A 25,365-nucleotide genomic window follows, 5' to 3' on the forward strand; every position below is an offset into this window, starting at 1 on the left:
GGTCCGTTGACGACCTTCAGGCCAGCGCCTGAGTGGATAGCGCCATCTCCCGGAGACGGAACTTCTGAATCTTTCCCGTCGAGGTCTTCGGGATCTCGGCGAAGATCACGGTGCGCGGGCACTTGTAGGACGCGAGATGCTGGCGGCACCAGTCCAGGATGTCCTCGGCAGTGGCCTGCTGTCCGGGCTTGAGTTCCACGAAGGCGCAGGGCGTCTCGCCCCATTTCTCGTCCGGTTTCGCGACGACTGCCGCAGCCTGTATGGCGGGATGCTTGTAGAGGGCGTCCTCGACCTCGATCGATGAGATGTTCTCGCCTCCCGAGATGATGATGTCCTTCGACCGATCCTTCAGCTGAATGTAGCCGTCCGGATGTTTCACCCCGAGATCGCCGGAGTGGAACCATCCGCCCGAGAAAGCTTTTTGGGTCGCTTCGGGGTTCTTGAGGTAGCCCTTCATCACGACATTGCCGCGGAACATCACCTCGCCGAGGCTCACGCCATCCGCGGGCAGAGGCTCGAGCGTCTCCGGACTGAGGACATCGAGATCCTCGAGGACCGGATAACGGACGCCCTGCCGGGCCTTGCGCGCCGCATATTCTCCGCTCGGAAGGTCGTCCCATTCGCGATGCCAGTCATTGATCACCGCGGGTCCGTAGACTTCCGTGAGGCCATAGAGATGGGTCACGTCGAAGCCCGCTTCCTTCATCGCGGCGAGGACGGCTTCGGGTGGTGGCGCCGCCGCGGTAAAAAACTTCACGATATGGGGCAGGGGACGCTTGTCGGCCTCGGGCGCGTTGAGAAGCGTCGACATGACGATCGGCGCACCGCACAGATGCGTGACGCCATGGTCGGCGATGGCATCGAACATCGCCTTGGCCCGGACCTGCCTGAGACAGACATGCGTCCCCGCCACGATCGAGATCGACCACGGGAAGCACCAGCCGTTGCAATGGAACATCGGCAGCGTCCAGAGATAGACCGGGTGCTTGTCCATCCCGCAGGTCACCACGTTCCCCATGGCGAGAAGATACGCGCCACGGTGGTGATAGACGACGCCCTTCGGATCGCCCGTCGTGCCCGAGGTGTAGTTCAGCGTGATCGCGTCCCACTCATCCTGCGGTGCATTCCAGGCAAAGGCGGGATCGCCCTCCGCGAGAAAGGCCTCGTATTCGATCTCTCCGAGACGCTCGCCGGGGCCCGAGAACTCCGGATCGTCGTAGTCGATCACCAGCGGCTTCACCTTCGCGGCTTCCAGCGCCGGCTTCATCGTGCGCGCGAACTCGCGATCGGTGATCACGATCTTCGCTCCGCCATGGTCGAGGGAGAAGGAGATGATCGGTGGATCGAGCCTCGTGTTGAGCGTGTTCAGGACGGCTCCGATCATCGGCACGCCATAATGGCATTCGAGCATCGCTGGCGTATTCGACAGCATGACCGCGACCGTGTCGCCCCGGCCGATGCCGCGGCGCTGCAGCGCGGAGGCGAGGCGGCGGCACCGTTCATAGAGTTCGCGATACGACCGACGCAGCGGGCCGTGAACGACGGCCACTTGGTCGGGGTAAACGGCGGCGGCTCGCGCGAGGAACCCCAGCGGGCTGAGAGGCTGATAATTGGCAGGGTTCTTGTCGAGGTTCGTATCGTAGGGGCTCACGCGCCGTACTCCTGAATTCGGGCTGCAGCGTAGCGCGCCGCGGCGAAGGATCAACATGGAGCCAACCGGACTCTGCGTTGCCCAGCGCGACCAAGGGCGGAGGCGTTACGACTGCCGCCCTGCTATAGCGCCACCCATCCATCCCAGACGAGCTTCGCTCCGACCGCCACGAGAAGGGCGTAGATCGCCAGGAAGAAGCGATCTCCGTCGACGCGGCGCACGAGAGCGACCCCCAGCATCGTCGAGCCGATCGCAATCGGAAAGAGGGCTGCCGAGGTCGCGAGATTTTCGGACGTGAACTGGCCGAGCGCCAGATACGGCAGCACCTTGATCCAGTTCACGATCGCAAAAAAGATCGCGCCCGTCCCGACGAAGACGTCTCGCGCAAGGCCCTGCGGAAGGACATAGATCTGGAACGGCGGCCCTCCGGCATGGGCGATCATGCTCGTGAAGCCGGAGGCTGCGCCCCAGATGAAACCTCGAGGAATGTCGGCCGGACGGGGAGCAGGCTTGCGCGACAGCGCGAACTGGATAAGGCGGCGGAGCGCGAAAACGAGCGACACGGCGCCGACCGCGAGCGTTACCGCGGCATCGGAGACCTGGGCCGCCAAGACATAGCCGAGCACGATGCCGAAGGTCGCGCTCGGCAGGAGGATCGCAAGATTGCGACTGTCCCAGGTGTGCCGGTAAGCCCATACGGATACGACATCCTGGACGAGCAGGATCGGCAACGTGATCGCCGCCGCCTGCAGGGGCGAGATTGTGAGCGTCAGCAAGGGCAGGGCGAGTAGCCCGATTCCGGCGAAGCCACCCTTCGCGAGTCCGAGCAGAGTGACTGCGGGCAAAGCCGCTGCATAGAACGTCAGATCGGTGATCATTCGGGGCGGCTCAGGACATTCTGCACTCGGCGCTCGCGATCTGCAGCGACTCGGGCGGCAGGCTCGCGCATCGTGCGGAAAAGTGGGTCCACTTGTCCGCGTCGATGGATGCGCCACTCAAGGAACGAAGCATCGGATTGATCCTAAAAGTGGAATCCACTTTTGGGTCCGATGCTATCGGCCGGCCGCATCCGTTGAACGGGCGTGCGGTTTTCCATCGGGCTGTTCCGCGGAATGGCGATGCTGGCGGGTAAAGGTTGAGGGAGATCATTGCGGATTGGAGCGGTCTCGCCGAAAGTGTCGTCGACCGCGCCGCGCCTTGCTAGCACGGCAAAATCGATCAGGCCTAGGCCAGAGTGGAGGAGGGAACAACGCCATGTTGGCTCAAGGAATGGAGCGAGCGGATCAGGGGGCGAGCCGCTATTACGAGACCTACGCACGCTGGCGCCGCGACCCGGAAGGTTTCTGGGCGGATGCAGCCCGCGTGATTGACTGGTTCGAGCCACCGCAGCGCATCTTCGATCCCTCGCTTGGCGTTTATGGGCGCTGGTTTCCGGATGCGATCTGCAACACCTGCCACAATGCGGTCGATCGGCACGTGATCGCCGGACGCGGGGCGGATACCGCGATCATCTACGATAGCCCGGTCACCGGAACGAAGCGCCGGATCTCGTATCTCGAACTCCAGCAGGAGGTGGAAGCACTCGCGGCCGTCCTGCTCGATCTGGGCGTTACGCGAGGGGATCGGGTCATCCTCTACATGCCGATGGTGCCCGAGGCCGTCTTCGGCATGCTCGCCTGCGCGCGCATTGGAGCGATCCATTCGGTCGTATTCGGCGGTTTCGCGGCTAAGGAACTTGCGACGCGCATTGACGACGCCAAGCCGAAGGTCATTCTCTCGGCCTCCTGCGGAATCGAGGGCAACAGGATCATTTCCTACAAGCCGCTCCTCGACGGTGCGATCGAGCTTGCCATGGCAAAGCCCGCGGCCTGCCTCATCCTGCAGCGTCCGCAGGCCGTGGCGGCCGTCACGACCGGGCTCGACCACGACTGGAGCGAGTCCGCCGCCGCCGCCCGACAGGCGAAGCGCCAGGTCCCCTGCGTGCCGCTGGCAGCGACTGATCCGCTCTACATCCTCTACACATCCGGCACGACCGGACGTCCGAAAGGGGTGGTCCGGGACAATGGCGGGCACATGGTGGCGCTCGCCTGGACGATGGACAATCACTACGGTGTTGCGCCCGGCGAGGTGTTCTGGGCCGCCTCAGACGTCGGGTGGGTCGTCGGGCATTCCTATATCGTCTACGCACCGCTGGTGTACGGCTGCACGACGATCCTCTACGAGGGCAAGCCGATCGGCACGCCGGATGCTGGCGCCTTCTGGCGCGTTGCCTCCGAGCATGGCGTGTGCTCGCTGTTCACGGCGCCGACCGCGTTCCGCGCGATCCGCAAGGAGGACCCGGAGGCCAAGCTCCTGAAGCCCTACGACCTCTCGAAGTTCCGGTCGCTCTTCCTGGCCGGCGAGAGGGCCGATCCCGACACAGTGAAATGGGCGGAGTCGATCCTGGGCGTACCGGTAATCGATCATTGGTGGCAGACCGAAACCGGCTGGGCGATCGCCGGCAACCCGCTCGGCCTCGGAGCTCTCCCGGTCAAGCACGGTTCCCCGACCGTGCCGATGCCCGGCTATGATGTTCAGGTCCTGGATGAGGGCGGGCGTTCGGTGCCGGCGGATGTCATGGGGGCGATCGCGGTGAAGCTTCCGTTGCCTCCGGGGACGCTCACGACGCTCTGGAACGCGGAGGAGCGCTTCCGCGAGAGCTATCTCACGGCCTATCCGGGCTTCTACAACACCTCGGACGCCGGCTATATCGACTCGGACGGCTACGTGTTCGTGATGGGGCGCACGGACGACATCATCAACGTGGCAGGCCACCGGCTCTCGACGGGCGGGATGGAGGAGGTTCTGGCCTCCCACCCGGCCGTTGCGGAATGCGCGGTCATCGGCGTGAGGGACGAGCTGAAAGGGGAGGTGCCTTGCGGCTTCGTCGTGCTCAAAGCCGGTATGAGCAGACCGCCTCAGGAGATCGAGGCCGAGCTGGTCGCTGCCGTGCGGGAGCGCATCGGACCCGTCGCGGCGTTCAAGGTGGCGGTCGTCGTCGACCGGCTCCCGAAGACGCGGTCAGGAAAGATCCTCCGAGGAACGATGAAGAAGATCGCCGACGGAGAGCCCTGGACGATGCCTGCGACGATCGAGGATCCCGCCAGTCTCGACGAGATCAGCGGTGCTCTGAAAACTCGTGGCCTTCCCGTGGGCTGAGCGGATCCGGCGATCCGCTCATTTCAAGTGAACGGGTCGGAGCCTGGGCTCACTCCTCGCCTTCATCTTGCGGACGCTTGAGCTGCTTGAGCTTGGAGAAGACCGAGTCGACGTCGATTTCCTCGTCCTGCTCGCGCTGAGGCCGGGTGTCTTCCGCCTCGAAGTCGGGTGCCGTCGAGACTTCGGCCGGCATCAATGTCGCCCCGGCCTCCTGCGGCTGCACGGCCGGACGGTCCTTGGCGGCGCGCTGGACCTCAAGGTCGAGGTCGAGCTGTGTGCACAAGCCGAGCGTGACGGGATCGAGAGGCGTCAACGCAGCCGAGTTCCAGTGCGTCCGCTCGCGGACCTGCTGGATCGTCGTCTTCGTCGTTCCGACCAGCCTCATGATCTGGGCGTCCTTCAGCTCCGGATGATTCCGGACGAGCCAGAGAATGGCGTTCGGACGGTCCTGACGACGGGAAACCGGCGTGTAGCGGGGGCCCTTCTTCGTCCGCTTTACCTCGGGCAGCTTGACCTTGCTTTCCGCCATCTTGAGCCGATGGTTCGGGTCGCGCTGAGCCCGCTCGATTTCTTCACGGCTCAGCTGGCCGGTCGTAATCGGGTCGAGGCCCTTGATCCCTGCCGCCACCTCGCCATCGGCAATCCCCTTCACCTCGAGCGGGTGAAGCTTGCAGAAATCGGCGATCTGCTCGAACGAGAGGGACGTATTTTCCACGAGCCAGACGGCCGTAGCCTTGGGCATCAGCGGTCCCTGGGACATCGAAATTCTCCTGAACGGGCTCGCAGCACTCCCGGCGCAAGCGAGCAAACAATCTCGCGCTCCGACCCGGCGGCGCCGGAGCATCTCTACTCACGATGTGAGGGAAACGCGGAAATTATAGGGATGGGGACAGCGGCATGCAATCGCCTCTGCGCGTTCGAAAGCTGGGCTGCGCGACCCAGCCGTGACCTCCAGCACTTTGGCTGCGCGCGAAAAAGAGGCAATCCATCAAGCGATTAGATGAGTGGGAGACGAGGTGTGTGCGAGCTGCGCCGAGGCCAAACTTGCAAATGCCGGTCCCCATGCGAGAGCCCTGCCGGCATGGCATCGGGTTACCGCATTGGCAATTCCGGCTCTCGGCCCTAACCTGGGGAAGGTTCTATCGGAGGAATGCCATGGCGTTCGATCCCTTTTCAGACGAGCGGGTGCGGCCCGCCCCGAAGGGCCACGACCTCGGGGAAGACCTCTCGTCCCTGTCGATCGAAGAGCTCGATGAGCGGATCTCGCTGCTGGAGCGCGAGATCGGCCGGCTGAGGGAAGCCCGCGAGAGCAAGGAGAATACGCGGGCGGCTGCCAGCGCCTTTTTCCGGACCGAAGCGGCGCGCTCCTGACGGGCGCTGGTCGAATCGAGCTTCGCAGGACATGCACTTGATCTATCGCAAACGATATCATTCGTTCGATGCTTAACTGCTCGTTAAGACTTATCGTTTACTAAAAAGGCGTGTCCAGGTTTCTGGATGCCGAGTGGCTTCCTTCCACTCTGTTTGACGCCTCCCTGTTATTCCTCCGAGCCGCCCCAGGGCGGCTCTTTTTTGTCAACGCCGGAAAGAGCATCGGCTCCTCGACAGGACACGCCGAGTATCCCCCCGAAGCAGCTTAACCTTAATCTTCGGTTACCAGAGCGGAGCCGGCGCCGGCAGCTTATAGTGCCGCCATCACAAGGACCGGCCCCGTCGGCAGGCGAGAAACCGCGCGGCGGTCCTCGCCGCGCTGGTCGGCAGGCCGCCGGGAGGCGAGCTTGAGCGAACTCGATTTTATGATGCCCGAATCCGACCCGATCCATTTCGGGCGGACCTTCGTCAACTCCGATGCCTTCAAGGCCCTGTTTCACGAGGGGATGGAACTCGTGGAAGAAACGGCCTCCTATCTCGACGGCGACGGCCGCGAGGAGAGCCGCAAACTGCCGCGTCAGGGCACCCTGATCTACGCGAGCGAGAGCATGCGTCTCACGACGCGCCTCATGCAGATCGCCTCATGGCTTCTCGTCCAGCGGGCGGTTGCCGAAGGGGAAATCACGCCCGCCCAGGCCCAGGCCGAGAAAAACCGGGTACGCCTGAACTCACACACGCAGGGCCCCTCCATTCCAGAGTTCGAGATGCTGCCCCAGCGGCTGAAGGACCTCATCGGCCTGTCGGCCCGCCTGCACGCGCGGATCCTTCATCTCGACCAGCTGATCAGCGCCCCGGCACCTCAGCCTGTCGTGGGACCCGACAATCCCGTCGCCGTGCAGCACTGGCTCATCGAGCGTGCCTTCCGGGACAGATCCTGAGGGCAGGCCGGCAAGAAAAAAGCCCCGCTTAGCGGGGCTTTTTCGATTCAGCTGAACGTCCGGCGGATCACTTGCGGCCGAGGCCGAGATTGCCGAACCTCGAGTTGAAGCGCGAAACGCGCCCACCACGGTCGAGCAGCTGCTGCTGACCGCCGGTCCAGGCCGGGTGCGTGTTCGGGTCGATGTCGAGGTTGAGGGTGTCGCCCTCCTTACCCCAGGTCGACCGGGTCGTGTATTCGGTCCCGTTCGTCATCACCACCTTGATGAAGTGGTAGTCGGGATGGTCGGTTTCCTTGCGCGCCATAGCAATATCCTCATGGGCCGGCCCGGTCCGGGGGCCCGCTTGCGGCGATCGAGCCTATCTTGAAGAACGCGGGCCTATACCGCACCCAAAGTTTCGAAACAAGAGTCTCACCCCCTTGACGCGGCGCGGCAATGGGGCAGACCCGTCGCATGGCTGATCCGCTCGACCCGAAGGCATCGCGGGCACCACTCAGTGCCCTGCGCCCACTCATCCCCTTTGCTCTCGCCTACAAGGGACGCGTAGCAGCAGCCCTGGCGTCCCTCATAGCGGCCTCGGCAGCCACACTGGTCCTGCCCCTCGCGGTGCGCCGGGTCATCGACTACGGCTTCGGGGAGTCGAGCGGCCATCTGATCGATGCCTATTTTGGTGTTCTGATCCTTGTCGTCGGCCTGCTCGCGCTCTCCAGCGCGCTGCGCTACTGGTTCGTCATCATGCTGGGCGAGCGCGTGGTTGCCGACCTTCGCAGCGCTGTCTTCAATCACCTCACGTCGCTCGATCCCTCGTTCTTCGATCGGTCCCGCAGCGGCGAGATCGTGTCGCGCCTGACGGCCGACACCACCCAGGTGAAAGCCGCCTTCGGGGTCAGCGTCTCGATCGCGCTCCGCAATGCATTGCTGTTCATCGGCGCCATCGCCCTGATGATCTTCACGAGCCTCAAGCTCTCCGCCCTGGTGCTGCTCGCGATTCCGGTGATCGTCATTCCGCTGGTCGTGTCGGGCCGCGCCGTCCGCCGGCGCTCGCGCGCGGCGCAGGACCGCCTGGCCGATGCGTCCGCCTATGCCACGGAGGCAGTCGGCGCCGTGCGGACCATGCAGGCCTTCGGGATGGAGGCCATGACTGCCCGCCGGTTCCGGGAGGCCGTAGAGGATGCCTACGAAGCGGCTCGCCTCTCGACGAGCATGCGTGCGGTCCTGACGGGCACCGCCATTTTCCTGGTCTCGGCGAGCGTGGTTGGCGTGCTCTGGTACGGGGCCCAGGACGTGCTCGCCGGAACCATGACGGGCGGGCGCCTGTCCCAGTTCGTGCTCTATGCGGTGCTCGCCGCGAGCTCGTTTGGCCAGCTGTCCGAGGTCTATGGCGAACTCGCGCAGGCGGCAGGGGCCGCGGAGCGGCTCGGCGAGATCCTCGAAGCAAAGCCCATGATCACCGCTCCGTCTCAGCCTCGGGCTCTGCCGGAGCCGCCGCGCGGCACCGTGGCCTTCCAGAATGTCAGCTTTACCTATCCGGCCCGACTGGAGAGGCCGGCGGTACACGATCTCACCTTCAGCGTTGCGAGCGGCGAGCGCGTGGCCCTGGTCGGACCGTCGGGGGCCGGCAAGAGCACCGTGTTTCAACTCCTGCTGCGCTTCTACGATCCGCATTCCGGAACCATTACGGTGGATGGTGTTCCGATCGATGCGGCCGACCCGATCGCTCTGCGCGCGCGGATGGCGCTCGTTCCGCAGGAGCCGACGATTTTTGCGGCGAGCGTCGCCGACAACATCCGCTACGGCCGGCCCGACGCCTCCCCGGATGAGATCCGCAAGGCGGCCGAGCTGGCGGCTGCCGATTCCTTCATCGATGCGCTTCCGGAAGGGTACGGCACGCCGCTCGGAGAGCGTGGCGTCAACCTGTCGGGCGGCCAGAGGCAGCGCATTGCCATTGCTCGGGCGATCCTGAAGAATGCGCCGATCCTGCTCCTCGACGAGGCGACGTCGGCGCTCGATGCCGAGAGCGAGCAGGCCGTTCAGGTGGCTCTCGACCACCTCATGGCAGGACGCACGACCCTCGTGATCGCCCATCGCCTCGCAACGATCCGGTCGGCTGACCGAATTCTCGTCATGGACGACGGACGGATCGTTGAAGAGGGCAGTCACGAAGCCTTGATGAGCCAGGCTGGTCTCTATGCCCGCCTGGCAAGGCTCCAGTTCACCGGGGCGGACGAGCGCGAGGCCGCCGAATAGAGAGCGGAACCGGCCGCGATCCCTGTCAACGCTCGGTCAGCTTCAGCTCGATGCGCCTGTTTCGGGCATAAGCTTCCTCGGACGTGCCGGTATCCAGGGGCTGAAACTCTCCGAAGCCTGCGGCGACCAGATGCTGCGGCGGCACTCCGCGCGCGATCAGAGCCTGGACGACGGCAATGGCGCGGGCGGAGGACAGCGCCCAGTTACTCGGGAACTGGGCAGTCGCGATCGGACGCTGATCCGTATGGCCATCGACCCGGAGCACCCAGGGAATGTCCGGCGGGATCTCGCGGTTGAGCTCGAGAATGGCCGAGGCGACGCGATCGATCTCCGGCCCGGCCTCCGGACGGAGACTGGCTTGGCCGGCCGGGAACAGAACCTCGGACTGGAACACGAACCGGTCCCCGACGATCCGGATGTCCTGCCGGTTGCCGAGGATCTGGCGGAGACGGCCGAAGAAGTCCGAGCGGTAGCGGGCAAGTTCCTGGACCCGCTGCGCGAGCGCGACATTCAGGCGGCTGCCGAGATCCGCGATGCGCGCCTGGCTCTCCCGATCCCGGTTCTCCGAGGCCGCGAGCGCCTCCTCGAGTGCCGCGAGCTGCCGTCGCATCGCAGCGATCTGCTGGGTCAGAAGCTCGACCTGCGTCAAGGCGCGGCCGGTCGCCTGACGCTCGGCCTCGACTGCGGCGTTGAGTTCGCTGGCGCGGGCCTGCGCATCACCCCCGGACGCAACGAGACCCTGCAAACGCGAGCGCTCGGCTTCAGCCGCCTGCAGTGTCGACTGGAGCGCCGTGACGCTCTCCTGAGTCGTACGATGGCTGGAGCGCTCCAGCGCCAGAAGATCCGTGAGCTCGGCGATCTGCCGATTGAGCCGGTCGAGAACCGTGTCGCGGCTCGAGATTTCGCGGGCCAGGAAGAACTGGCCCAGCATGAACACCGAGATCAGGAAGATGATCGCGAGGAGCAGCGTGGACAGGGCATCCACGAAGCCCGGCCAGTAATTGATCGTGCCGCCCCGTGCGCGACGTCCGCCGCTGATGGCTGCCATCTAGCTCTCCCAATCGGCTCCCGCGGGCGCCGGCTTCCCCGGATCGATGCCGCGTGCACTTTCCACTTAGCCGATCCTTTCGCGGCTGAGGCGGTCGAGCACCTGCTTGAGCTCCTTTTCGCGGGCAGCCTGCGCCTCGACCCAGTCCCGGATCATCTGCTGCTCCGCCCGCATGTGCTGGACGAGTCCCTGAATGCCCTCGGCGAGATTGGCCATCGCCTGGGTCGCCGCCCGGTTGCCGGACCCTTCGGACAAAGCGACGGTCAGGCGGTTCAGGACCGCCGCGAGGTCGGGACCGCCCGCGCGGAGCGTATCCGCGGAGGTGTCCGTCGTGGCCATCGCGAGCCAGTCCTCAAGCTCGGTGTAGAACCGACTCTGGGCCTGTCCGGCCTGAAGTTCCAGGAAGCCGACGATCAGCGAGCCTGCAAGCCCGAAGAGCGATGCCGAGAAGGACAGGCCCATGCCCTGGAGGGGACCCGTCAGGGCATTCTTCAGCTCGTCGAACAACACCGTCGCATCCTGCCCGGTCCGGAGCGATCCGATGATGCGCCCGACCGACCCGACGGTCTCGATGAGGCCCCAAAACGTGCCGAGGAGCCCCAGAAAGACGAGGAGGCCCGCAATGTAGCGGACGATCTCGCGGCTTTCGTCGAGGCGCGCGCCGATGGAGTCGAGAAGCGAGCGTGTGGTCGTCACCGACAGGGAGGCGCGACTCGCCCGGTTGTTGATGAGCGTCGCCATCGGGGCGAGCAGCACGGGGTCCTTGACCGAGACCGGTCCGTCCTCGGCCTGGCTCAGCGCGTTCACCCACCTGACCTCGGGAAAGAGGCGCCAAACCTGACGGACCGCGAGGATGATGCCGATGAACATCACCCCGAAGATCAGCGCATTCAGTCCCGGATTGGCGAGAAACGCCCCCCAGATCTGCCGGTAGAGGATAAAGGCGACGAACCCCGCAAGCACGAGGAAGACGGCCATCCGAACAAGATGGATGCGCGGTGGAGTGAGAGGTTGGCCGTCCGTCCCCGTCATCGTCGTTCCGTTTCCGTCGACTGCACTCTGACTGGCTCGAACCTGTCGATCAAGCAATCCGGCGGATGGCAAGGCCCGTTTCCACCGACTTGGGCCGGCTTTTGCGCTCCAGAGCCGGTTTCATCGGATATCGACGGGCACGGGCCGGGAGAATGCCGATTCGAGGCTTCGGGCCAATTCTGGCTGCAGTCTGGAGGCGCCCTCCTATCGCGGGGCGGATTTCAGGAGCCGCAGCAACTCACGGTGGAGCGTTTCGTTACCGCAGGCGATCGTGCCGGTTTCGATCGGGTTGGAGCCGCCCTCTGTGTCCGAGACGAAGCCGCCCGCCTCCCGGATCAGGACGATGCCCGCAGCCATGTCCCAGGAATTCAGGTCCCTTTCCCAGAACACATCGAGACGCCCGCAGGCCACATAGGCGAGATCGAGGGCCGCAGAGCCGAACCGCCGAAGACCGCCCGCATGACTCATGATCACCGAGGACTCGCGCAGAAACCGGCCATGATCCCCGCGCCCGATATGCGGCATGCCGCAGCCGACGAGCGCATCTGCCATGTCCGAGCGCGCCGCGACCCTGATACGCCGGTTGTTGAGGTAAGCGCCCTTGCCCCGTTCCGCGATGAACATCTCGTCCTTGATGGGATCGTAGATGGCGCCCGCGACGATCTGGCCTTCGCGCTCCAACCCGACCGAAATCGCGAATTGCGGCACGCCGTGCAGAAAGTTCGTCGTGCCGTCGAGCGGGTCGACATGCCAGCGATGGCTCTTGTCCGTGCCTTCGACGACACCGCCTTCCTCGAGCACGAGCCCGTAGCCGGGACGAGCCTTCTCGAGCGCCTCCCGGAGGATCTGCTCGGCCCGGCGATCGGCAGCGGACACGAAGTCTCCGGGGCCTTTACGGGACACCTGCAGATTCTCGACCTCGCCGAAGTCGCGCTTCAGGGCGCGCGATGCCTTCATGACGGCGTCGGTGATCACGGTGATGAGAGGAGAACGGATCATGAGGATGTCCTGGGCCGGTGGGGTTGGTGCTCCATCATGAGGACGGAGCGGCGTCAAGCGAGAGCCGCCGCGGCTCATCTTCGCTCGGGAGGCTCATCCCGGTGCGTCGCGGCAAGACTGCCGATCAGGACAGGCCGGCGCGGTCGGCGGCCAGCCGCTCGGCCCGCTGGCGCTCCTCGGGCGTGAGATCCTTGAGGGCCTCGTCGAGATAGGTGTCGGTGAGGCCCTGCGCAGCGGCCAGGAGATGCCAGGCAGCCGCTTCGACGCGGTTCACCGGCACGCCGCGTCCAGCCACGAGGAGGCGGGCCAGGCGGTTGCGGGCGATCGCGTTGCCCCGGATCGCTGCTAGGCGGAACAACCGGGCGGCGCGCGTCTCGTTGGCAGGCACGCCCTCGCCATTGAATAGCAGGATCGCATATTCGACAATCCCGGGCACGTTGCCGTTGCGGGCCGCACGCTCGAACCAGCGGGCCGCTTCCGCAGTATCACGATTCATTCCGCGGCCGTTCAAGGCCAGGACCCCGAGGGCATGCTGCGCCTCAGCGATCTCGGCCTCGCCGGCGAGCCGGAGTAGTTCGATCGCGCGCCGGAGGTCGTCGGGGCTGCCGCTGCTGAGGAGAAGCAGGGCGACGTTGTAGGCGGCGCGGGGTTCCCCTTTGGCGGCGGCCTGTTCGAGCCAGGCTCGCCCCTGAGCTTCGTTCTTCGCCATCCCGCGCCCGTCAAGCGCCATCAGGCCGAGGGCGGAGAGGGCTTGGCGGTCGCCCTGTCGCGCGGCGAGCTTGTACCATTCGGCCGCCTTCACGGGATCCACCGGAACGCCGAGCCCCTGGTTGTAGAGTTCTCCCAGGAGCGTCATGGCGGCCGCATCCTTGGAGTTCTTCTCGATCCGGAGCGTGGCCTGGCGGAAGGCGGTCAGATAGAGGCCGCGCTGATAGGCGCCATAGGCGAGATCCGGCTCACGCGCCGAAGCGGTCGTCGCCAGAAGGGCCAACACGAGTCCGGACAGCACACGGATCATCGGCCGGCGCTCGATGTCTTCAGGGCCTGCAGCGCCAGGCGCACGGCCTCCGCCGGCCCTTGCGGATGCTGCCAGACGGCATCGCCGAGAGCGACGAATTCCGCTCCCGTTGCCGCTACGGCGGGAACATCCCCGAGCGTGGGGGCATAGGCGATGCACGGCATCTCGAAGATTTCCGCCCACCAGGCGGCCCGCTCGATAATAGCGTCCAGCGGCGGGACAAAGCCGTCGGTTCGAGGTTCCCCGAACAGGAGGTAATCCGCTCCCGTCTCACCGATGGACATGGCATCGTGCTTCGAGCGCACTCCGCCGACGCCCAGGATCCGCTCGCCCTTGAGGCGCTCGCGCAGATCGGCGACGGCGTCCGTTCCCGCCTCTGCCTCTATATGGACCCCGTCCGCGCCTCCGCTAGCCGCGACCATGGCGAGGTCGATCTCGCCGGGGGCTGAGATCAGGAGGGCTGCGCCGTGGTTTTGAGCCGCCGGAGCCAGAGCCTTGATGCGTTTGACGAGGCTGCGCTCGTCGGTCTGCGCAAATCGCGCGATCACGGCTGCAACGTCACCGGCACCGCACGCGGCGTCCAGCTGCGAGGCGAACGCGGCCTCTCCCAGGAGAGGCGTCAGAAGCGTGAGACGGGTCGTGGAGTCTGTCATCGTGGATGTATGGGCGCCTATAACGAAAACGGGGCCCTTCAAGAAGGCCCCGTTCTGATCACCGCGTGCGGCGAATGGCGGATGCGGCTTATTCCGCAGCCTGCCGGGTCGTCCCGAATTTCGGAGCGAGCTCGCCGGATGCGTAACGCTTGGCCATCGCCGCGAGCGAGAGCGGCTTGATCTTCGAGGCCTGGCCGGCGGTGTTGAATTCTTCGAAGCGCTGCTTGCAGAGCTTCGTCATCGCCTCCATGGCCGGCTTCAGATACTTGCGCGGATCGAACTCGCCCGGGTTCTCCGTGAGAACGCGCCGGATCTGGCCCGTCATCGCCATGCGGTTGTCGGTGTCGATGTTGATCTTGCGCACGCCATGCTTGATGCCGCGCTGGATCTCCTCGACGGGCACGCCCCAGGTCTGGGGCATCTTGCCGCCGTGCTTGTTGATGACGTCCTGGAGTTCCTGCGGAACCGACGAGGAGCCGTGCATCACGAGATGCGTGTTCGGCAGGCGGCGATGGATCTCCTCGATGACGCTCATCGCAAGGATCTCGCCATCGGGCTTGCGGGAGAACTTGTAGGCGCCATGTGACGTGCCCATCGCGATGGCGAGAGCATCGACGTTGGTCTTCTGAACGAACTCCACGGCCTGATCGGGATCGGTCAGAAGCTGGTCGCGGGAGAGCTTGCCCTCCGCGCCATGCCCGTCTTCCTGCTCGCCGGAGCCGTGCTCGAGCGAGCCGAGCACACCGAGCTCGCCTTCGACCGACACACCGCCGCAATGGGCCATTTCGACGACGCGCCGCGTGACGTCGACATTGTAGTCGAAATCGGCAGGAGTCTTGCCGTCCTCCTTCAGGGAGCCGTCCATCATGACGGACGTGAAGCCGTACTGAATCGCGGTCAGGCAGGTCGCCGGATTGTTCCCGTGGTCGAGATGCATGCAGACCGGAATGTGCGGGTAGATCTCGACGAGCGCATCGATCAGCCGCGCCAGCATGATGTCATTTGCGTACTGCCGGGCGCCGCGGCTCGCCTGGATGATCACCGGAGCATCGACCGCATTCGCGGCCTCCATGATCGCGAGACCCTGCTCCATGTTGTTGATGTTGAAGGCGGGGACGCCGTAGCCGTGTTCGGCCGCGTGATCGAGAAGTTGTCGAAGCGTGATGCGAGCCATGTCAGTCCTCCTCGTCGTGGTCGGGCGGGTGCCCGTCGGAGCGAGCCCGATCGAACGAGCCGCTCGAATTCATCCTGGACCGCGCGGTCTCAGGTTCTCAGCGCTTCGACGCCCGGGAGCGCCTTCCCCTCGAGCCATTCGAGGAAGGCCCCGCCCGCCGTCGAGACGTAAGTGAAATCAGCGGCCACTCCGGCATGGTTGAGAGCCGCGACGGTATCGCCGCCGCCGGCCACCGAAACGAGCCGGCCGGCCTTCGTGCGCTCCGCCGCGTGGCGGGCTGCCGCGACGGTGCCCTGATCGAAAGGCGGGATCTCGAAGGCTCCGAGCGGGCCGTTCCAGACGAGGGTCGCGGCATCGTTGATCGCCGCCTCGATCCGCTCCACCGATTGCGAGCCGATGTCGAGGATCATCTGATCGTCCGGGATATTGTCGATCCCGTAGGTGTGATTGGCGGCGCCGGCCTTGAACTCGGCGGCGCAGACGCCGTCGACCGGCAACAGGATCGCACAACCGGCCTCCCGCGCCCGCTCGATGATCCGGAGCGCGGTTTCCGAAAGGTCGCGCTCGGCGAGAGATTTCCCGATCCCGAGCCCGGTCGCGTACAGGAACGTGTTCGCCATGCCGCCGCCGATCACGAGGGCATCGACCTTTCCGACGAGGTTCTCGAGCAGATCGATCTTCGTCGAGACCTTCGCTCCGCCGACGACGGCGACGAGCGGCCGGGAAGGCGCCTCGAGCCCTTTCGTCAGCGCGTCGAGCTCGGCCTGCATGGCCCGGCCGGCATAGGCCGGCAGGACGCGGGCAAGCCCCTCCGTCGAGGCATGCGCCCGGTGCGCCGCCGAGAAGGCGTCGTTCACGTAGAGATCGCCGAGCCCGGCGAGTTCCTTCACGAAGGCAGGATCGTTCTTTTCCTCGCCGGCATGGAAGCGCGTGTTCTCGAGAAGCAGGACGTTGCCGTCCGCGAGCTTCGAGACCGCGGCTTCGGCGGCATCTCCGATGCAATCGTCCGCGAAGGCGACCGGCCGGCCGAGTTCCTTCTCGAGGGCTGCCGCCACGGGCCGGAGCGAGTCCTTCGCATCGCGGCCCTTCGGGCGTCCGAAATGTGCGAGGAGCAGGACCTTTCCGCCCTTGTCGGAGATTTCCCGGATCGTCGGCAGGACCCGCTCGATGCGGGTCGTGTCCGTGACGCGGCCATTCTCCATCGGCACGTTCAGGTCCACGCGGACGAGAACGCGCCGGCCCTTCACATCGGCGTCATCGAGAGTCCGGAAGGCGCTCATTCCGCCTCCGTCAGACCAATTTCGCCATGGCGACAGCCGTATCCGCCATGCGGTTCGAGAAGCCCCATTCGTTGTCGTACCAGGACAGCACGCGAACGAGCGTTCCGTCGAGGACTTTCGTCTGATCGAGATGGAAGACCGACGAGTGGGGATCGTGATTGAAGTCGATCGACACGTTCGGCTGTGCCGTGAAGCCCAGGACGCCCTTCAGCTCCTGTTCCGCCGCACGACGGATCGACTCGTTGATCTCGTCCTTCGTGGTCGCGCGCTTGGCGATGAACTTGAAATCCACCACCGAGACGTTCGGCGTCGGGACGCGAATGGCGGTGCCATCGAGCTTGCCGTTCAGTTCCGGCAGGACGAGCCCCACGGCTTTCGCGGCCCCGGTGGAGGTCGGGATCATCGACAGGGCTGCAGCGCGGGCGCGGTAGAGATCCTTGTGGATCTGGTCGAGGGAGGGCTGATCGTTGGTGTAGGAATGCACCGTCGTCATGAAGCCCTTCTCGATCCCGACGGTGTCGTTCAGGACCTTCGCGACGGGCGCAAGGCAGTTCGTCGTGCAGGAGGCGTTCGAGACGACGAGGTGATCCTTCGTGAGCTTGTCGTGGTTCACGCCGTACACGACCGTCAGATCCGCGCCCTCGGCGGGAGCCGAGATCAGGACGCGCTTCGCGCCGGCCTCGAGATGCGCCTTGGCCTTCTCCTTGGAAGTGAAGATGCCCGTGCATTCCATGGCGATGTCGACGCCGAGCTCGCGATGCGGCAGTTGCGCAGGATCCTTGATAGCCGTGACGCGGATGCGCTGGTCATCCACGATCATGAAGTCGCCATCGACCCGAACCTCGCCCGGGAAGCGTCCATGCACGGAATCGAAGCGGAGGAGATGGGCGTTGGTCTCGACCGGGCCGAGATCATTGATGGAGACGACCTGGATGTCCTTGCGTCCGCTCTCCGCGATGGCTCGCAGCACGTTCCGGCCAATACGCCCGAAACCGTTGATCGCGACCTTCACCGTCATCTGTGAGTACTCCTCCTTCAACGAGGCCGCAGGCAGGCCTCACAAGTTGTGCGTGCGCAACACCCGTTCCACCACGGCCTCGGCCGTGATGCCGAAGTGGCGATACAGGTCCTTATAGGGCGCGCTCGCCCCAAAGCTGCTCATCCCGACGAAGATTCCGTCCGGGCCGATCAGCGCATCCCATCCGAAGCGGACGGCTGCTTCGATCGCCACCTTCACCGGAGCCTTCCCGATCACACGGGCGCGCACGCTTTCAGGTTGCGAGAGGAACAAGTCGAGCGAGGGCACCGAGACAACGCGAACGGCAAAGCTTTGTTCGTTCAGGATTTTCTGCGCTGCGAGCGCGATCTCTATCTCTGAGCCGGAGGCGAACAGCGTCGCGCGCGCCTCGCCGGGGGCAGGAGAGATCTCGTAGGCTCCGGCAGAGGAGAGGTTCTCACGCTGCTGCTGGAGCCGCACCGCCGGAACGGTCTGCCGGGTCAGCGCAAGGACGGTCGGGCCGTTCGTGCGCTCCAAGGCCAATTGCCAGCACTCAGCGGTCTCGACGGCATCAGCCGGCCGGAACACGCGCATGTTCGGCATCGCCCGAAGCGCCGCGAGATGCTCGACGGGCTGGTGAGTCGGCCCGTCCTCTCCGAGACCGATCGAGTCGTGCGTCATCACATAGATGACCGGGATCCCGGCGAGCGCCGCAATCCGCATGGCGGGCCGAGCATAATCCGTGAAGACCAGGAAGGTCGCCCCGGCGGGAACGAAGCCGCCGTGGAGGGAGATCCCGTTCATCGCCGCGGCCATCCCGTGTTCCCGGATGCCGTAATGGATGTAGCGGCCCGCGAAGGAGCCGGGCGCGATCGCGGTGATGTCCTTCATCTTCGTGTTGTTGGACGGCGTGAGATCGGCGGAGCCCAGGACAAGCTCCGGCACGGCGCGGGTCAGCACCTCGAGCGCGATCTCGCTTGCCTTGCGAGTCGCGACCGCCTGCGGCTCGGCCACAAGGCGCTCCTTGAGCGTGTTCACCGCCTCGTCGATGCCCTTCGGGCGTATCCCGGCGACTCGCCGCTCGAACTCCGCACGGGTGGCGGAGGGGAGAGCTTCCAGCTTTCCGGCCCAGGCCTTGCGGGCCTCGGCGCCCCGCCGACCGGCCGCGCGCCACGCCTCGGCAATCGCCTGCGGGATCACGAAGGGCTCCTGGGTCCAGCCGAAGGCGGCCTTGGCGCCGGCCAGATCCTCGGCGCCGAGCGGTTCGCCATGCGCTTTCGATGTGCCTGCCTTCTTGGGTGCGCCGAAACCGATCGTGGTCCGGCAGGCGATCAGCACTGGGCGGTCGGATTTGCGCGCCTCCGTGAGGGCGCGATCGATCGCCTCGGGATCATGCCCGTCGACCCGAACTGCCTGCCAGCCGGCAGCCTCGAAGCGCTTTACCTGGTCGACGGAATCCGACAGCGACAGGGGGCCGTCGATCGAGATTCCATTGTCGTCGAAGAGAACGACGAGACGATTGAGCTTCAGGTGGCCCGCGAGCGCGATCGCCTCCTGGCTGACGCCCTCCATGAGGTCGCCGTCTGAGGCCAGCACATAGGTGTGGTGATCGACGAGATCGCCGAATTCGGCGTTCAGCATCCGCTCGGCAAGGGCCATGCCGACGGCGGTGGCGATCCCCTGGCCGAGGGGACCGGAGGTCGTCTCGACGCCGGGCGTCATGAAGTTCTCGGGATGGCCTGGGGTCTTGGATTCGAGCTGCCGGAACCGCTTCAGCTCGTCGATCGTCATGCCCTCCACGCCCGTGAGGTGGAGCAGGGCATACAGCAGCATCGAGCCGTGGCCGGCGGAGAGGATGAAGCGGTCGCGGTCGGGCCAGCGCGGATCGGCTGCGTCATATTTCAGATGACGCGTGAACAGGACGGTCGCGATGTCGGCTGCGCCCATTGGCAGCCCGGGATGGCCGGACTTTGCGCGCTCGACCGCATCCATGGCGAGCACACGGACAGCATTCGCCATGTCGACATGAGGCACGCCACCGGCGGGATGAGAGGTCGTCAAGGTGGTGTTTCCCACAAAAATCGGGGCGGCCGGGCCGCGGCCGCGTCAGGGGCGGGGTTCCTTAACACGCGGGATGGGTGTGTCAAAGCTTGGCCGCTATGCGCCGACGCCGCGGCGGCCGGTGCTGCGAGGTGCTCAGCGAGGAGGTGTCCGAGCTGGGAGAGGACAACAAGGCAGCGGAGTAACCGGGCTCAAAGGCAGGCCGAGGTCGTGACGACCGGGAGAAGAGTCCACAGTGTGGCGACCAGGGCGGTGATGGCCAGCGTCAGGCTCACCCCGCGCACGAAGGCCGAGCGCGAGGCGAAGCGGGGCGAGCGCAGGGCAAGGAGAAAGGCGGACTGAAGCGCGACGGCAGCGGCCCAGGCCGCCGTCATGGCGATGCGGCCCGCAGCGAGGTCGAGGCCCGCTTCGGCCCAGCGGTCCGAGCAGACGAGGCCCTGGAGCCCGTAGACGGCGCTGAAGGCGGCGAGCCACGCCGTGAGCGGGACCGAGATGCGGAGAATGTCGGTCACATTAGCATTCCCGGCAGCCAGGCGACGGCAAGACCCAAGAGCGCCGCGGCGACGGTGTAGTCCGACCAGAGCCGCACGACCCTCGCCTCGCCGATACGCCGGGCCGAGAGGTAGCCGGCGGCCGTGCGCAGCGCGAGGTACACCGTCATGAGTCCTGCGACGGTCGCGTGAAAGATGACGTAGCCCGCTATCACCCAAAGCGTGGCGTCGTAGGCATGGGCGTCGGGGGCCGTTCGCGCGAGCACCGTGACGGCGGCAGCTCCGAGCGCGGCGAGGCCCGCGAGGCTCAGGAGTAGGCCCAGCCAAGGCTCCCCGTCGCGGCGGAGCGCGCGGTCGGCAAGGCGAATGCCCCCTAAGGCCAGAGCCGCGCCGCCAAGCGCCAGCAGCGGTCCAGGCAGGCCAGGCTCAAGCCAAGCGGGTGGCGGCCAGTTCGGCGCTACCGTCCAGAGGAAGGCGTAGCCGAAGAGGAGCGAGCCAAAGAACACCCCGTCGGCGAGGAGCAGGAACAGCGACCCCCACCAACCCGGCGGCCGTTCCACCTCCGGGGCGGGCGGCAGGGCAAGCCCATGCCCTACGGGCTGCGGACTCTGGTCCTCACGGCTCCCCAGGCTCCAGGCCCACCAGGCTGCAAGCGCCGCCACGCCCAGGACCGAAAGCGGCACGAGCCAGTAAGCCTTGACCAGCATCCCGACGAAGAGGCCCCCGGTGACGAAGGCCATGACGACGGGCAGCGCCGTATTGGTCGGGAAGATGACGAGGGAGCTCGGCCGTCCGCTCGCGATCTCAACCGTCAGGATCTCGCGCAGGCCGCTGCCCGGGTTTCCGAGATATCCCTCGCCGCGCGCGATGCGCACGGGCAGGTCGGGGCTGTCGTAGAGAGGATTGCGGCTGTGGACCTCGGGAATCGAGGCGAGATTGTAAGGGGGCGAGGGCGCCGGCATGGCCCATTCCAGCGTTCCCGCCCGCCAGGGATTGCGGCGGCCCCGGACTGCTACGGCCACGTTCACCCCCACATCGATGAGCACCAGCGCGAAGCCGATCGCCATGACGAAGCCGCCGATCGAGGCCAGGAGGTTGATGAGCTCCCACCCTGACCCGGATTCAATGCTGTCGATCCGCCGCCGCATCCCAAGGAGGCCCGCCCAGTGCAGGAGCAGGAAGGTTCCGTGGAAGCCCAGCACGATGAGCCAGAACGCCGTCTCGCCCAGCTTGAAGTAGCGCTTCCGCCCCGTGAAGTGTGGCAGCCAGTAATAGAGCCCGGCGAGCATCGGGAAGACAAAGCCGCCGACCAGGACATAGTGGAGATGCGCCACGACGAAGTAGGTGTCGTGCGACTGCCAGTCGAAGGGCACCACCGCCACCATGACGCCGGTGAGCCCTCCCATCACGAAGGTCGCGAAGAAGGCGAGAATCCAGAGCATCGGCAGGTGCATCTCGGGCCGACCCTTCCAGATCGTCCCGATCCAGGCGAAGATCTGCACCCCCGTGGGCACCGCCACCAGCGTCGAGGCGGCCGAGAAGAAGGCCAGCCCCATGTGCGGGATGCCGGTCGCATACATGTGGTGGACCCAGATCCCGAAGCTCAGGACCCCGAGGGCGACGGCGGCCGCCACGATCCAGCCGTAGCCCAGCAGCGTCGTGCGCGCCATCACCGGCAGGACCGTGGAGATGACGCCTGCGGCGGGCAGGAAGATGATGTAGACCTCCGGATGGCCGAAGAGCCAGAACAGGTGCTGCCAAAGGATGGAATCGCCCCCGGCCTCGGCCTGGAAGAAGGGCATCCCGAAGGCGCGCTCGAACTCGAGCAGGATCGAGCCCAGGATCAACGGCGGAAAACCCGTCAGGATCATCACCGCCACGACCAGCATGTACCAGGCGAAGATCGGCAGCTTGTCGAGCGACATGCCGGGCGCGCGGTAGAGGAGCACTGTCACAATGATCTCGACCGATGCCGAGATCGCGGAAATCTCCACGAAGGTGATCCCGAGGAGCCAGAAGTCCGAGTTGATGCCCGGCGAGCCGAGGGTCGAGGAGAGCGGCGGGTACATGAACCAGCCGCTGTCGGGCGCAATCCCGGCGAGGAGCGAGAAAATCAGCAGTGAGCCTCCGAAGGCGTAGCACCAGAAGCCGAAGGCGCTGAGCCGGGGAAAGGCCAGGTCGCGCGTCCCGAGCATCTTGGGCAGGAGATAAACCGTCAGCCCCTCGAAGAGCGGGATCGCGAACAGGAACATCATGATGGTCCCGTGCATCGTGAAGACCTGGTTGTAGACCTCAGGTCCCATGAAGGCCGAGCGCGGAGAGGCGAGCTGCCCACGGATCAGCATCGCGAGGATGCCGCCGATCGCGAAGAACGTTACCGCCGCGGACAGAAACATCAGCCCGATATCGTTGTTGTTCACGGTCGTGAGCTTGCCGCGCCAGCCCGGCCGGGAGGCCCAGATGCGTTCGAGCTCGCGGTGGCGGCGCAGAGCGTTCATCGAGCGTTTCCCCGGAGGAAGGAGTCCCAGGCGGCCTCGTCATGCGCCCGCACGGTGAAGCGGTGCTTGGTGTAGCCCCGTCCGTTGAACTCGGCGCCGACGCCCGCGTAGTCGCCCGGCGCATGCGCCTCGATTCGCAGGACGTTCACATGGCCCGGGATCGCGTCGAGCTTTCCCGCGAGGCGGGGTACCCAGAAGCTGTGGATCACGTCGGCCGAAGCGATTTCCACGTTCACCGGACGACCGGCCGGAATGTGGAGGATGCCGTCGGTCGCATGCCCCGGCGCGTCGGCATAGGTGAAGCGCCACTCCCATTGGGTTCCCAGGGCCCCGACGGTCACGACATCCGGTCCCGCCCGAGGCAGGAGCCGCTCCCCGACATAGAGTGCATAGGCGGTCAGGGCGGCCAGGATCGTGAGCGAGAAGCCGAGACCGAGGCCCCGGATCCAGATCCGTTCGCGCCGGATGTCCGCCTCGGGCCCGGACGGTCCCTCACCGCGGCGGAACGCCAGCACGAGCAGGATCATGACGAGCAGGAAGATCGCAGCCGCCCCGGTCAGCATGACCCACCACAGGGTGGCGATGGTGCCGGCGGCGGGTCCGGCCGGGTGGACGGTCGAGAGGGACTCCTGGCAACCCGCCAGCGCGACGGGCGTTAGGACCCCGGCCAGACCCCGCAGGAGACACCACCCGTGGCTGAGACTCGGATCCAGACCCAGGACGAGACGCTCGTCGACCCGGTCGCCCAGAGCCCCGGCTTCGACGAAACCGGGTCGATGATCGCGGTCGCGGGCCATCCGATCCATGCCATGACTGTGGCCTTCCCCATCGCGCTGACCTTCTGCAATTTCGGCGCGGACGGGTTCTACTGGTGGACCGGCGACGTATTCTGGGCACGGGCCGGCGTATGGGCGGCGGGGATGGCCTTCCTCATCGGCCTTGCCGCGGCCGCCTCGGGTACGATGGAGCTGCTGATGGTCCCCGGCATCCGCGCGAGGGCCTCCGCCTGGACCCATGCCGCGATTGCGGTTGCGCTCCTGTCGGTCCTGGGCGCGAACTGGGGCTACCGACTTTACGGCTACGAGACGGCGGTGCTGCCTTACGGCATCCTGCTGTCGGGCTTCTGTGTCGTCATGGTGGGCGCAACAGGGTGGCATGGCGGCAAGCTCGTCTTCGACTATCGCCTGGGCACGTCGAACGGGAGCTGACCGCCCCTGGGCTCCATGAGCCAGTCCGGCAGCGGAATCTTCTCCAGCTCGGGCTTGGCCAAGACCAAGATCAGGATCGCGAGGACCGGGACCAGCAGGAGGAGCAACGGAACGAGAGGCTCGGGCGTCTGGTGCTCTCCTTCGTTCTCGGCCACGGCGACGATCGTGTGGCCGACCCAGGCGTGGAAGCCGATGAGCAGCGCAACGAAGACGAGCTTCGCGAACATCCAGACGACGAAGACTTCTCGCAGGAAGATCAGGAGGGTACCCGCGGCGATGGCGACCAGGGCGGCCGGGGTGACGACCGCGGTGTAGCCGTAATGGGACGCCAGCCTGATCCGAGTGTAGTCGGCTTGTCCGATCGCCGGGTCGTGTCGGGCCAGCATCAGGGGCAGCGCGAAAAGTCCCGCGCACCAGAGCACCAAGGCCGCGATATGGAGCGCCTTCAGATACGGGATCGCGCCGACGAGCCACGGGATCATGCGAGGCCTTGCGCCATCGTCTGCCATCCCCGGCGTGCGACGAGAGCTCCCCAGGCGACGAAGGGGAGGCCAGCCGGGACCCACATGATGAGGCCGCCCAACTGCTGATCGCCGAGCGGCGTGAAGCCCCAGTCCAGGGGCGCGACCGCATGGATTGCGTAGAGGGCCTCGGGCGCGAAGGTGAGGAGGGCCCCGAGGAGCGCCATCTGCATGTAGCCGCCCAGAACCCCGAGGAGGCCCACGCCTGGTGCCTGTCCGCAGTGGAGGACCGTCCGCCAGAAGGCGAAGGCCGAGCCGAGGAGCGTCGCCTGCATCGTCCAGTAGGCCGCCACGTTCGACAGCGCCAGGTTGTAGGCCGGCGGCCAGTGCCAGGCCCAGAGCACTGCCGTCGCGACGAGGAGCGGCACCGCCGGGGACCTCGGCCTGCGTCCCGGCCAAGCGAGCGCGAAAAGCGGTGTGGCCACCGCCACGAGCAGGACGTGGTGTACCACCCGCGCCGAGAACAAAGCCGCCGAGAGCGCACAAAGCGGGGAGACGAAAGCCACCATGAGCACTGCCACGGCGAGCGCCCCTGCCCTGTTCCGACCCGCCGCGAGGACTAGGAGCCCCAGCGCCAGGAGCAGCGCCGGGTCGAGGTTCCAGCGCAGCCAGATATCCGCCGGGAGGGGCGCCGGGCCGCAATAGGTCCCTTCCAGCGCCTCCATCATGCGCCTGCCCCGTCGGCGCGGATGCGAACGGGCACGCCCTTGCAGGCAGGGGTGTTGGGCGGACCGTCGTGATAGCCCACGGGGATCAGCGGATTGGCCTCGGGATAGCAGGCCGAGACGCAAGTGTCCGGCAAATCGTAGGGTATGACCCTCAGCTCCTGCACCACCCGCTCGGCGCCGTCCTGCACCGCGCCTTCGAGCCCCACCACCTGCTCCTCCGAGAGGCTCGTCACGCCGGAGCGCGCCATTGCCTCGGTGATCGTCGGCCCGGCAGGCGTGGTGCGGTCGCTCACGGTGCGTCCTCCCTCTTTG

General features: G+C 66.1%; 24 protein-coding genes. 5 read left to right on the forward strand and 19 right to left on the reverse strand.

Annotation, left to right across the window (positions count from 1 at the left end):
• Positions 1 to 16: 16 nt before the first annotated feature.
• Positions 17 to 1,651 carry an acyl-CoA synthetase gene (locus BN1233_RS06160; protein WP_425311681.1) on the reverse strand — a complete coding sequence of 545 codons (1,635 nt, stop codon included), beginning with the start codon at positions 1,649 to 1,651 and terminating at the stop codon, positions 17 to 19.
• A gap of 122 nt (positions 1,652 to 1,773) precedes the next feature.
• Positions 1,774 to 2,529 (reverse strand): sulfite exporter TauE/SafE family protein, encoded by a 756-nt coding sequence (locus tag BN1233_RS06165; RefSeq protein WP_046862672.1) that lies wholly within the window; start codon positions 2,527 to 2,529, stop codon positions 1,774 to 1,776.
• Positions 2,530 to 2,905: 376 nt separating this feature from the next.
• Between BN1233_RS06165 and BN1233_RS06170 the strand changes: the two genes are divergently transcribed.
• Positions 2,906 to 4,849, forward strand: a complete 1,944-nt coding sequence (locus BN1233_RS06170) for a propionyl-CoA synthetase (protein WP_046862673.1) — start codon at positions 2,906 to 2,908, stop codon at positions 4,847 to 4,849.
• Between the two features lie 49 nt (positions 4,850 to 4,898).
• Here BN1233_RS06170 and BN1233_RS06175 read toward each other — a convergent pair whose 3' ends face one another.
• Positions 4,899 to 5,609, reverse strand: coding sequence for a DUF1013 domain-containing protein (locus BN1233_RS06175; protein WP_046862674.1), 711 nt, complete (start codon positions 5,607 to 5,609; stop codon positions 4,899 to 4,901).
• A 395-nt stretch (positions 5,610 to 6,004) separates the two neighbouring features.
• Here BN1233_RS06175 and BN1233_RS06180 point away from each other — a divergent pair, with 395 nt between their 5' ends.
• A complete protein-coding gene (locus BN1233_RS06180; RefSeq protein WP_046862675.1) occupies positions 6,005 to 6,220 on the forward strand; it encodes a DUF1192 domain-containing protein in 216 nt (71 codons plus the stop codon).
• Between the two features lie 425 nt (positions 6,221 to 6,645).
• Positions 6,646 to 7,158 (forward strand): protease adaptor protein RcdA, encoded by a 513-nt coding sequence (gene rcdA, locus BN1233_RS06185; RefSeq protein ID WP_082145282.1) that lies wholly within the window; start codon positions 6,646 to 6,648, stop codon positions 7,156 to 7,158.
• Positions 7,159 to 7,225: 67 nt separating this feature from the next.
• Here the strand turns inward: rcdA and rpmE are convergent, their stop codons facing one another.
• Entirely contained in the window at positions 7,226 to 7,462 is a 237-nt protein-coding gene (gene rpmE / locus BN1233_RS06190; RefSeq protein ID WP_046862677.1) for a 50S ribosomal protein L31, read from the reverse strand.
• A 149-nt stretch (positions 7,463 to 7,611) separates the two neighbouring features.
• Here rpmE and BN1233_RS06195 point away from each other — a divergent pair, with 149 nt between their 5' ends.
• On the forward strand, positions 7,612 to 9,405 hold the full coding sequence (locus tag BN1233_RS06195; protein WP_147707009.1) for an ABC transporter transmembrane domain-containing protein: 1,794 nt from the start codon (positions 7,612 to 7,614) through the stop codon (positions 9,403 to 9,405).
• Between the two features lie 25 nt (positions 9,406 to 9,430).
• On the opposite strand, the gene BN1233_RS06200 is transcribed toward BN1233_RS06195, so the two are convergent.
• The 12 genes from BN1233_RS06200 to BN1233_RS06255 all read right to left on the reverse strand — a co-directional run bounded on the left by BN1233_RS06200 (position 9,431) and on the right by BN1233_RS06255 (position 23,453).
• Entirely contained in the window at positions 9,431 to 10,453 is a 1,023-nt protein-coding gene (locus tag BN1233_RS06200; protein ID WP_046862679.1) for a peptidoglycan -binding protein, read from the reverse strand.
• A 66-nt stretch (positions 10,454 to 10,519) separates the two neighbouring features.
• Positions 10,520 to 11,485, reverse strand: coding sequence for a flagellar motor protein MotA (locus BN1233_RS06205; RefSeq protein WP_046862680.1), 966 nt, complete (start codon positions 11,483 to 11,485; stop codon positions 10,520 to 10,522).
• 204 nt (positions 11,486 to 11,689) lie between these two features.
• Positions 11,690 to 12,484 carry an inositol monophosphatase family protein gene (locus BN1233_RS06210; protein ID WP_046862681.1) on the reverse strand — a complete coding sequence of 265 codons (795 nt, stop codon included), beginning with the start codon at positions 12,482 to 12,484 and terminating at the stop codon, positions 11,690 to 11,692.
• A 124-nt stretch (positions 12,485 to 12,608) separates the two neighbouring features.
• Positions 12,609 to 13,502 (reverse strand): tetratricopeptide repeat protein, encoded by an 894-nt coding sequence (locus BN1233_RS06215; protein ID WP_046862682.1) that lies wholly within the window; start codon positions 13,500 to 13,502, stop codon positions 12,609 to 12,611.
• Positions 13,499 to 14,155 (reverse strand): thiamine phosphate synthase, encoded by a 657-nt coding sequence (locus tag BN1233_RS06220; RefSeq protein ID WP_046862683.1) that lies wholly within the window; start codon positions 14,153 to 14,155, stop codon positions 13,499 to 13,501. The genes BN1233_RS06215 and BN1233_RS06220 overlap by 4 nt, the downstream gene beginning before the upstream one ends.
• Positions 14,156 to 14,243: 88 nt before the next feature.
• Entirely contained in the window at positions 14,244 to 15,329 is a 1,086-nt protein-coding gene (gene fba / locus BN1233_RS06225; protein ID WP_046862684.1) for a class II fructose-bisphosphate aldolase, read from the reverse strand.
• 89 nt (positions 15,330 to 15,418) lie between these two features.
• Positions 15,419 to 16,609, reverse strand: coding sequence for a phosphoglycerate kinase (locus BN1233_RS06230; RefSeq protein ID WP_046862685.1), 1,191 nt, complete (start codon positions 16,607 to 16,609; stop codon positions 15,419 to 15,421).
• Positions 16,610 to 16,619: 10 nt separating this feature from the next.
• On the reverse strand, positions 16,620 to 17,627 hold the full coding sequence (gene gap / locus BN1233_RS06235; protein ID WP_046862686.1) for a type I glyceraldehyde-3-phosphate dehydrogenase: 1,008 nt from the start codon (positions 17,625 to 17,627) through the stop codon (positions 16,620 to 16,622).
• 39 nt (positions 17,628 to 17,666) lie between these two features.
• Entirely contained in the window at positions 17,667 to 19,625 is a 1,959-nt protein-coding gene (tkt, locus tag BN1233_RS06240) for a transketolase (RefSeq protein ID WP_046863129.1), read from the reverse strand.
• A 233-nt stretch (positions 19,626 to 19,858) separates the two neighbouring features.
• Positions 19,859 to 20,179 (reverse strand): hypothetical protein, encoded by a 321-nt coding sequence (locus BN1233_RS06245; protein WP_046862687.1) that lies wholly within the window; start codon positions 20,177 to 20,179, stop codon positions 19,859 to 19,861.
• Positions 20,176 to 22,656 (reverse strand): cytochrome c oxidase subunit I, encoded by a 2,481-nt coding sequence (gene ctaD / locus BN1233_RS06250; RefSeq protein WP_046862688.1) that lies wholly within the window; start codon positions 22,654 to 22,656, stop codon positions 20,176 to 20,178. Before ctaD ends, BN1233_RS06245 begins: the two co-directional genes overlap by 4 nt.
• The gene (locus BN1233_RS06255; protein ID WP_082145283.1) at positions 22,653 to 23,453 is read right to left on the reverse strand and encodes a cytochrome c oxidase subunit II; all 801 of its coding nucleotides are present in this window, start codon (positions 23,451 to 23,453) and stop codon (positions 22,653 to 22,655) included. The genes ctaD and BN1233_RS06255 overlap by 4 nt, the downstream gene beginning before the upstream one ends.
• Between BN1233_RS06255 and BN1233_RS06260 the strand changes: the two genes are divergently transcribed.
• Entirely contained in the window at positions 23,433 to 23,864 is a 432-nt protein-coding gene (locus BN1233_RS06260; RefSeq protein WP_244470944.1) for a DUF2231 domain-containing protein, read from the forward strand. The genes BN1233_RS06255 and BN1233_RS06260 overlap by 21 nt on opposite strands.
• Here BN1233_RS06260 and BN1233_RS06265 read toward each other — a convergent pair.
• From BN1233_RS06265 to BN1233_RS06275, 3 genes are read right to left on the reverse strand one after another with little or no spacing between them, the layout of a single operon-like run.
• Entirely contained in the window at positions 23,834 to 24,346 is a 513-nt protein-coding gene (locus tag BN1233_RS06265) for a CopD family protein (protein WP_046862689.1), read from the reverse strand. The two genes, BN1233_RS06260 and BN1233_RS06265, sit on opposite strands and share 31 nt — an antisense overlap.
• On the reverse strand, positions 24,343 to 25,053 hold the full coding sequence (locus BN1233_RS06270) for a cytochrome c oxidase assembly protein (protein WP_046862690.1): 711 nt from the start codon (positions 25,051 to 25,053) through the stop codon (positions 24,343 to 24,345). The genes BN1233_RS06265 and BN1233_RS06270 overlap by 4 nt, the downstream gene beginning before the upstream one ends.
• The gene (locus BN1233_RS06275; protein ID WP_046862691.1) at positions 25,050 to 25,346 is read right to left on the reverse strand and encodes a hypothetical protein; all 297 of its coding nucleotides are present in this window, start codon (positions 25,344 to 25,346) and stop codon (positions 25,050 to 25,052) included. Before BN1233_RS06275 ends, BN1233_RS06270 begins: the two co-directional genes overlap by 4 nt.
• Positions 25,347 to 25,365: the final 19 nt, after the last annotated feature.

The organism is Microvirga massiliensis, from assembly GCF_001006805.1.
Lineage (GTDB): Bacteria > Pseudomonadota > Alphaproteobacteria > Rhizobiales > Beijerinckiaceae > Microvirga > Microvirga massiliensis.

Excerpts from the sequence above, each read along its gene's own strand:
- BN1233_RS06165 (WP_046862672.1), bottom strand. The coding sequence starts at position 2,529 with ATGATCACCGATCTGACGTTCTATGCAGCGGCTTTGCCCGCAGTCACT.
- BN1233_RS06170 (WP_046862673.1), top strand. The coding sequence starts at position 2,906 with ATGTTGGCTCAAGGAATGGAGCGAGCGGATCAGGGGGCGAGCCGCTAT.
- BN1233_RS06175 (WP_046862674.1), bottom strand. The coding sequence starts at position 5,609 with ATGTCCCAGGGACCGCTGATGCCCAAGGCTACGGCCGTCTGGCTCGTG.
- BN1233_RS06180 (WP_046862675.1), top strand. The coding sequence starts at position 6,005 with ATGGCGTTCGATCCCTTTTCAGACGAGCGGGTGCGGCCCGCCCCGAAG.
- rcdA (WP_082145282.1), top strand. The coding sequence starts at position 6,646 with ATGATGCCCGAATCCGACCCGATCCATTTCGGGCGGACCTTCGTCAAC.
- rpmE (WP_046862677.1), bottom strand. The coding sequence starts at position 7,462 with ATGGCGCGCAAGGAAACCGACCATCCCGACTACCACTTCATCAAGGTG.
- BN1233_RS06195 (WP_147707009.1), top strand. The coding sequence starts at position 7,612 with ATGGCTGATCCGCTCGACCCGAAGGCATCGCGGGCACCACTCAGTGCC.
- BN1233_RS06200 (WP_046862679.1), bottom strand. The coding sequence starts at position 10,453 with ATGGCAGCCATCAGCGGCGGACGTCGCGCACGGGGCGGCACGATCAAT.
- BN1233_RS06205 (WP_046862680.1), bottom strand. The coding sequence starts at position 11,485 with ATGACGGGGACGGACGGCCAACCTCTCACTCCACCGCGCATCCATCTT.
- BN1233_RS06210 (WP_046862681.1), bottom strand. The coding sequence starts at position 12,484 with ATGATCCGTTCTCCTCTCATCACCGTGATCACCGACGCCGTCATGAAG.
- BN1233_RS06215 (WP_046862682.1), bottom strand. The coding sequence starts at position 13,502 with ATGATCCGTGTGCTGTCCGGACTCGTGTTGGCCCTTCTGGCGACGACC.
- BN1233_RS06220 (WP_046862683.1), bottom strand. The coding sequence starts at position 14,155 with ATGACAGACTCCACGACCCGTCTCACGCTTCTGACGCCTCTCCTGGGA.
- fba (WP_046862684.1), bottom strand. The coding sequence starts at position 15,329 with ATGGCTCGCATCACGCTTCGACAACTTCTCGATCACGCGGCCGAACAC.
- BN1233_RS06230 (WP_046862685.1), bottom strand. The coding sequence starts at position 16,609 with ATGAGCGCCTTCCGGACTCTCGATGACGCCGATGTGAAGGGCCGGCGC.
- gap (WP_046862686.1), bottom strand. The coding sequence starts at position 17,627 with ATGACGGTGAAGGTCGCGATCAACGGTTTCGGGCGTATTGGCCGGAAC.
- tkt (WP_046863129.1), bottom strand. The coding sequence starts at position 19,625 with ATGGCGAATGCTGTCCGTGTGCTCGCCATGGATGCGGTCGAGCGCGCA.
- ctaD (WP_046862688.1), bottom strand. The coding sequence starts at position 22,656 with ATGAACGCTCTGCGCCGCCACCGCGAGCTCGAACGCATCTGGGCCTCC.
- BN1233_RS06260 (WP_244470944.1), top strand. The coding sequence starts at position 23,433 with ATGATCGCGGTCGCGGGCCATCCGATCCATGCCATGACTGTGGCCTTC.
- BN1233_RS06255 (WP_082145283.1), bottom strand. The coding sequence starts at position 23,453 with ATGGCCCGCGACCGCGATCATCGACCCGGTTTCGTCGAAGCCGGGGCT.
- BN1233_RS06265 (WP_046862689.1), bottom strand. The coding sequence starts at position 24,346 with ATGATCCCGTGGCTCGTCGGCGCGATCCCGTATCTGAAGGCGCTCCAT.
- BN1233_RS06270 (WP_046862690.1), bottom strand. The coding sequence starts at position 25,053 with ATGATGGAGGCGCTGGAAGGGACCTATTGCGGCCCGGCGCCCCTCCCG.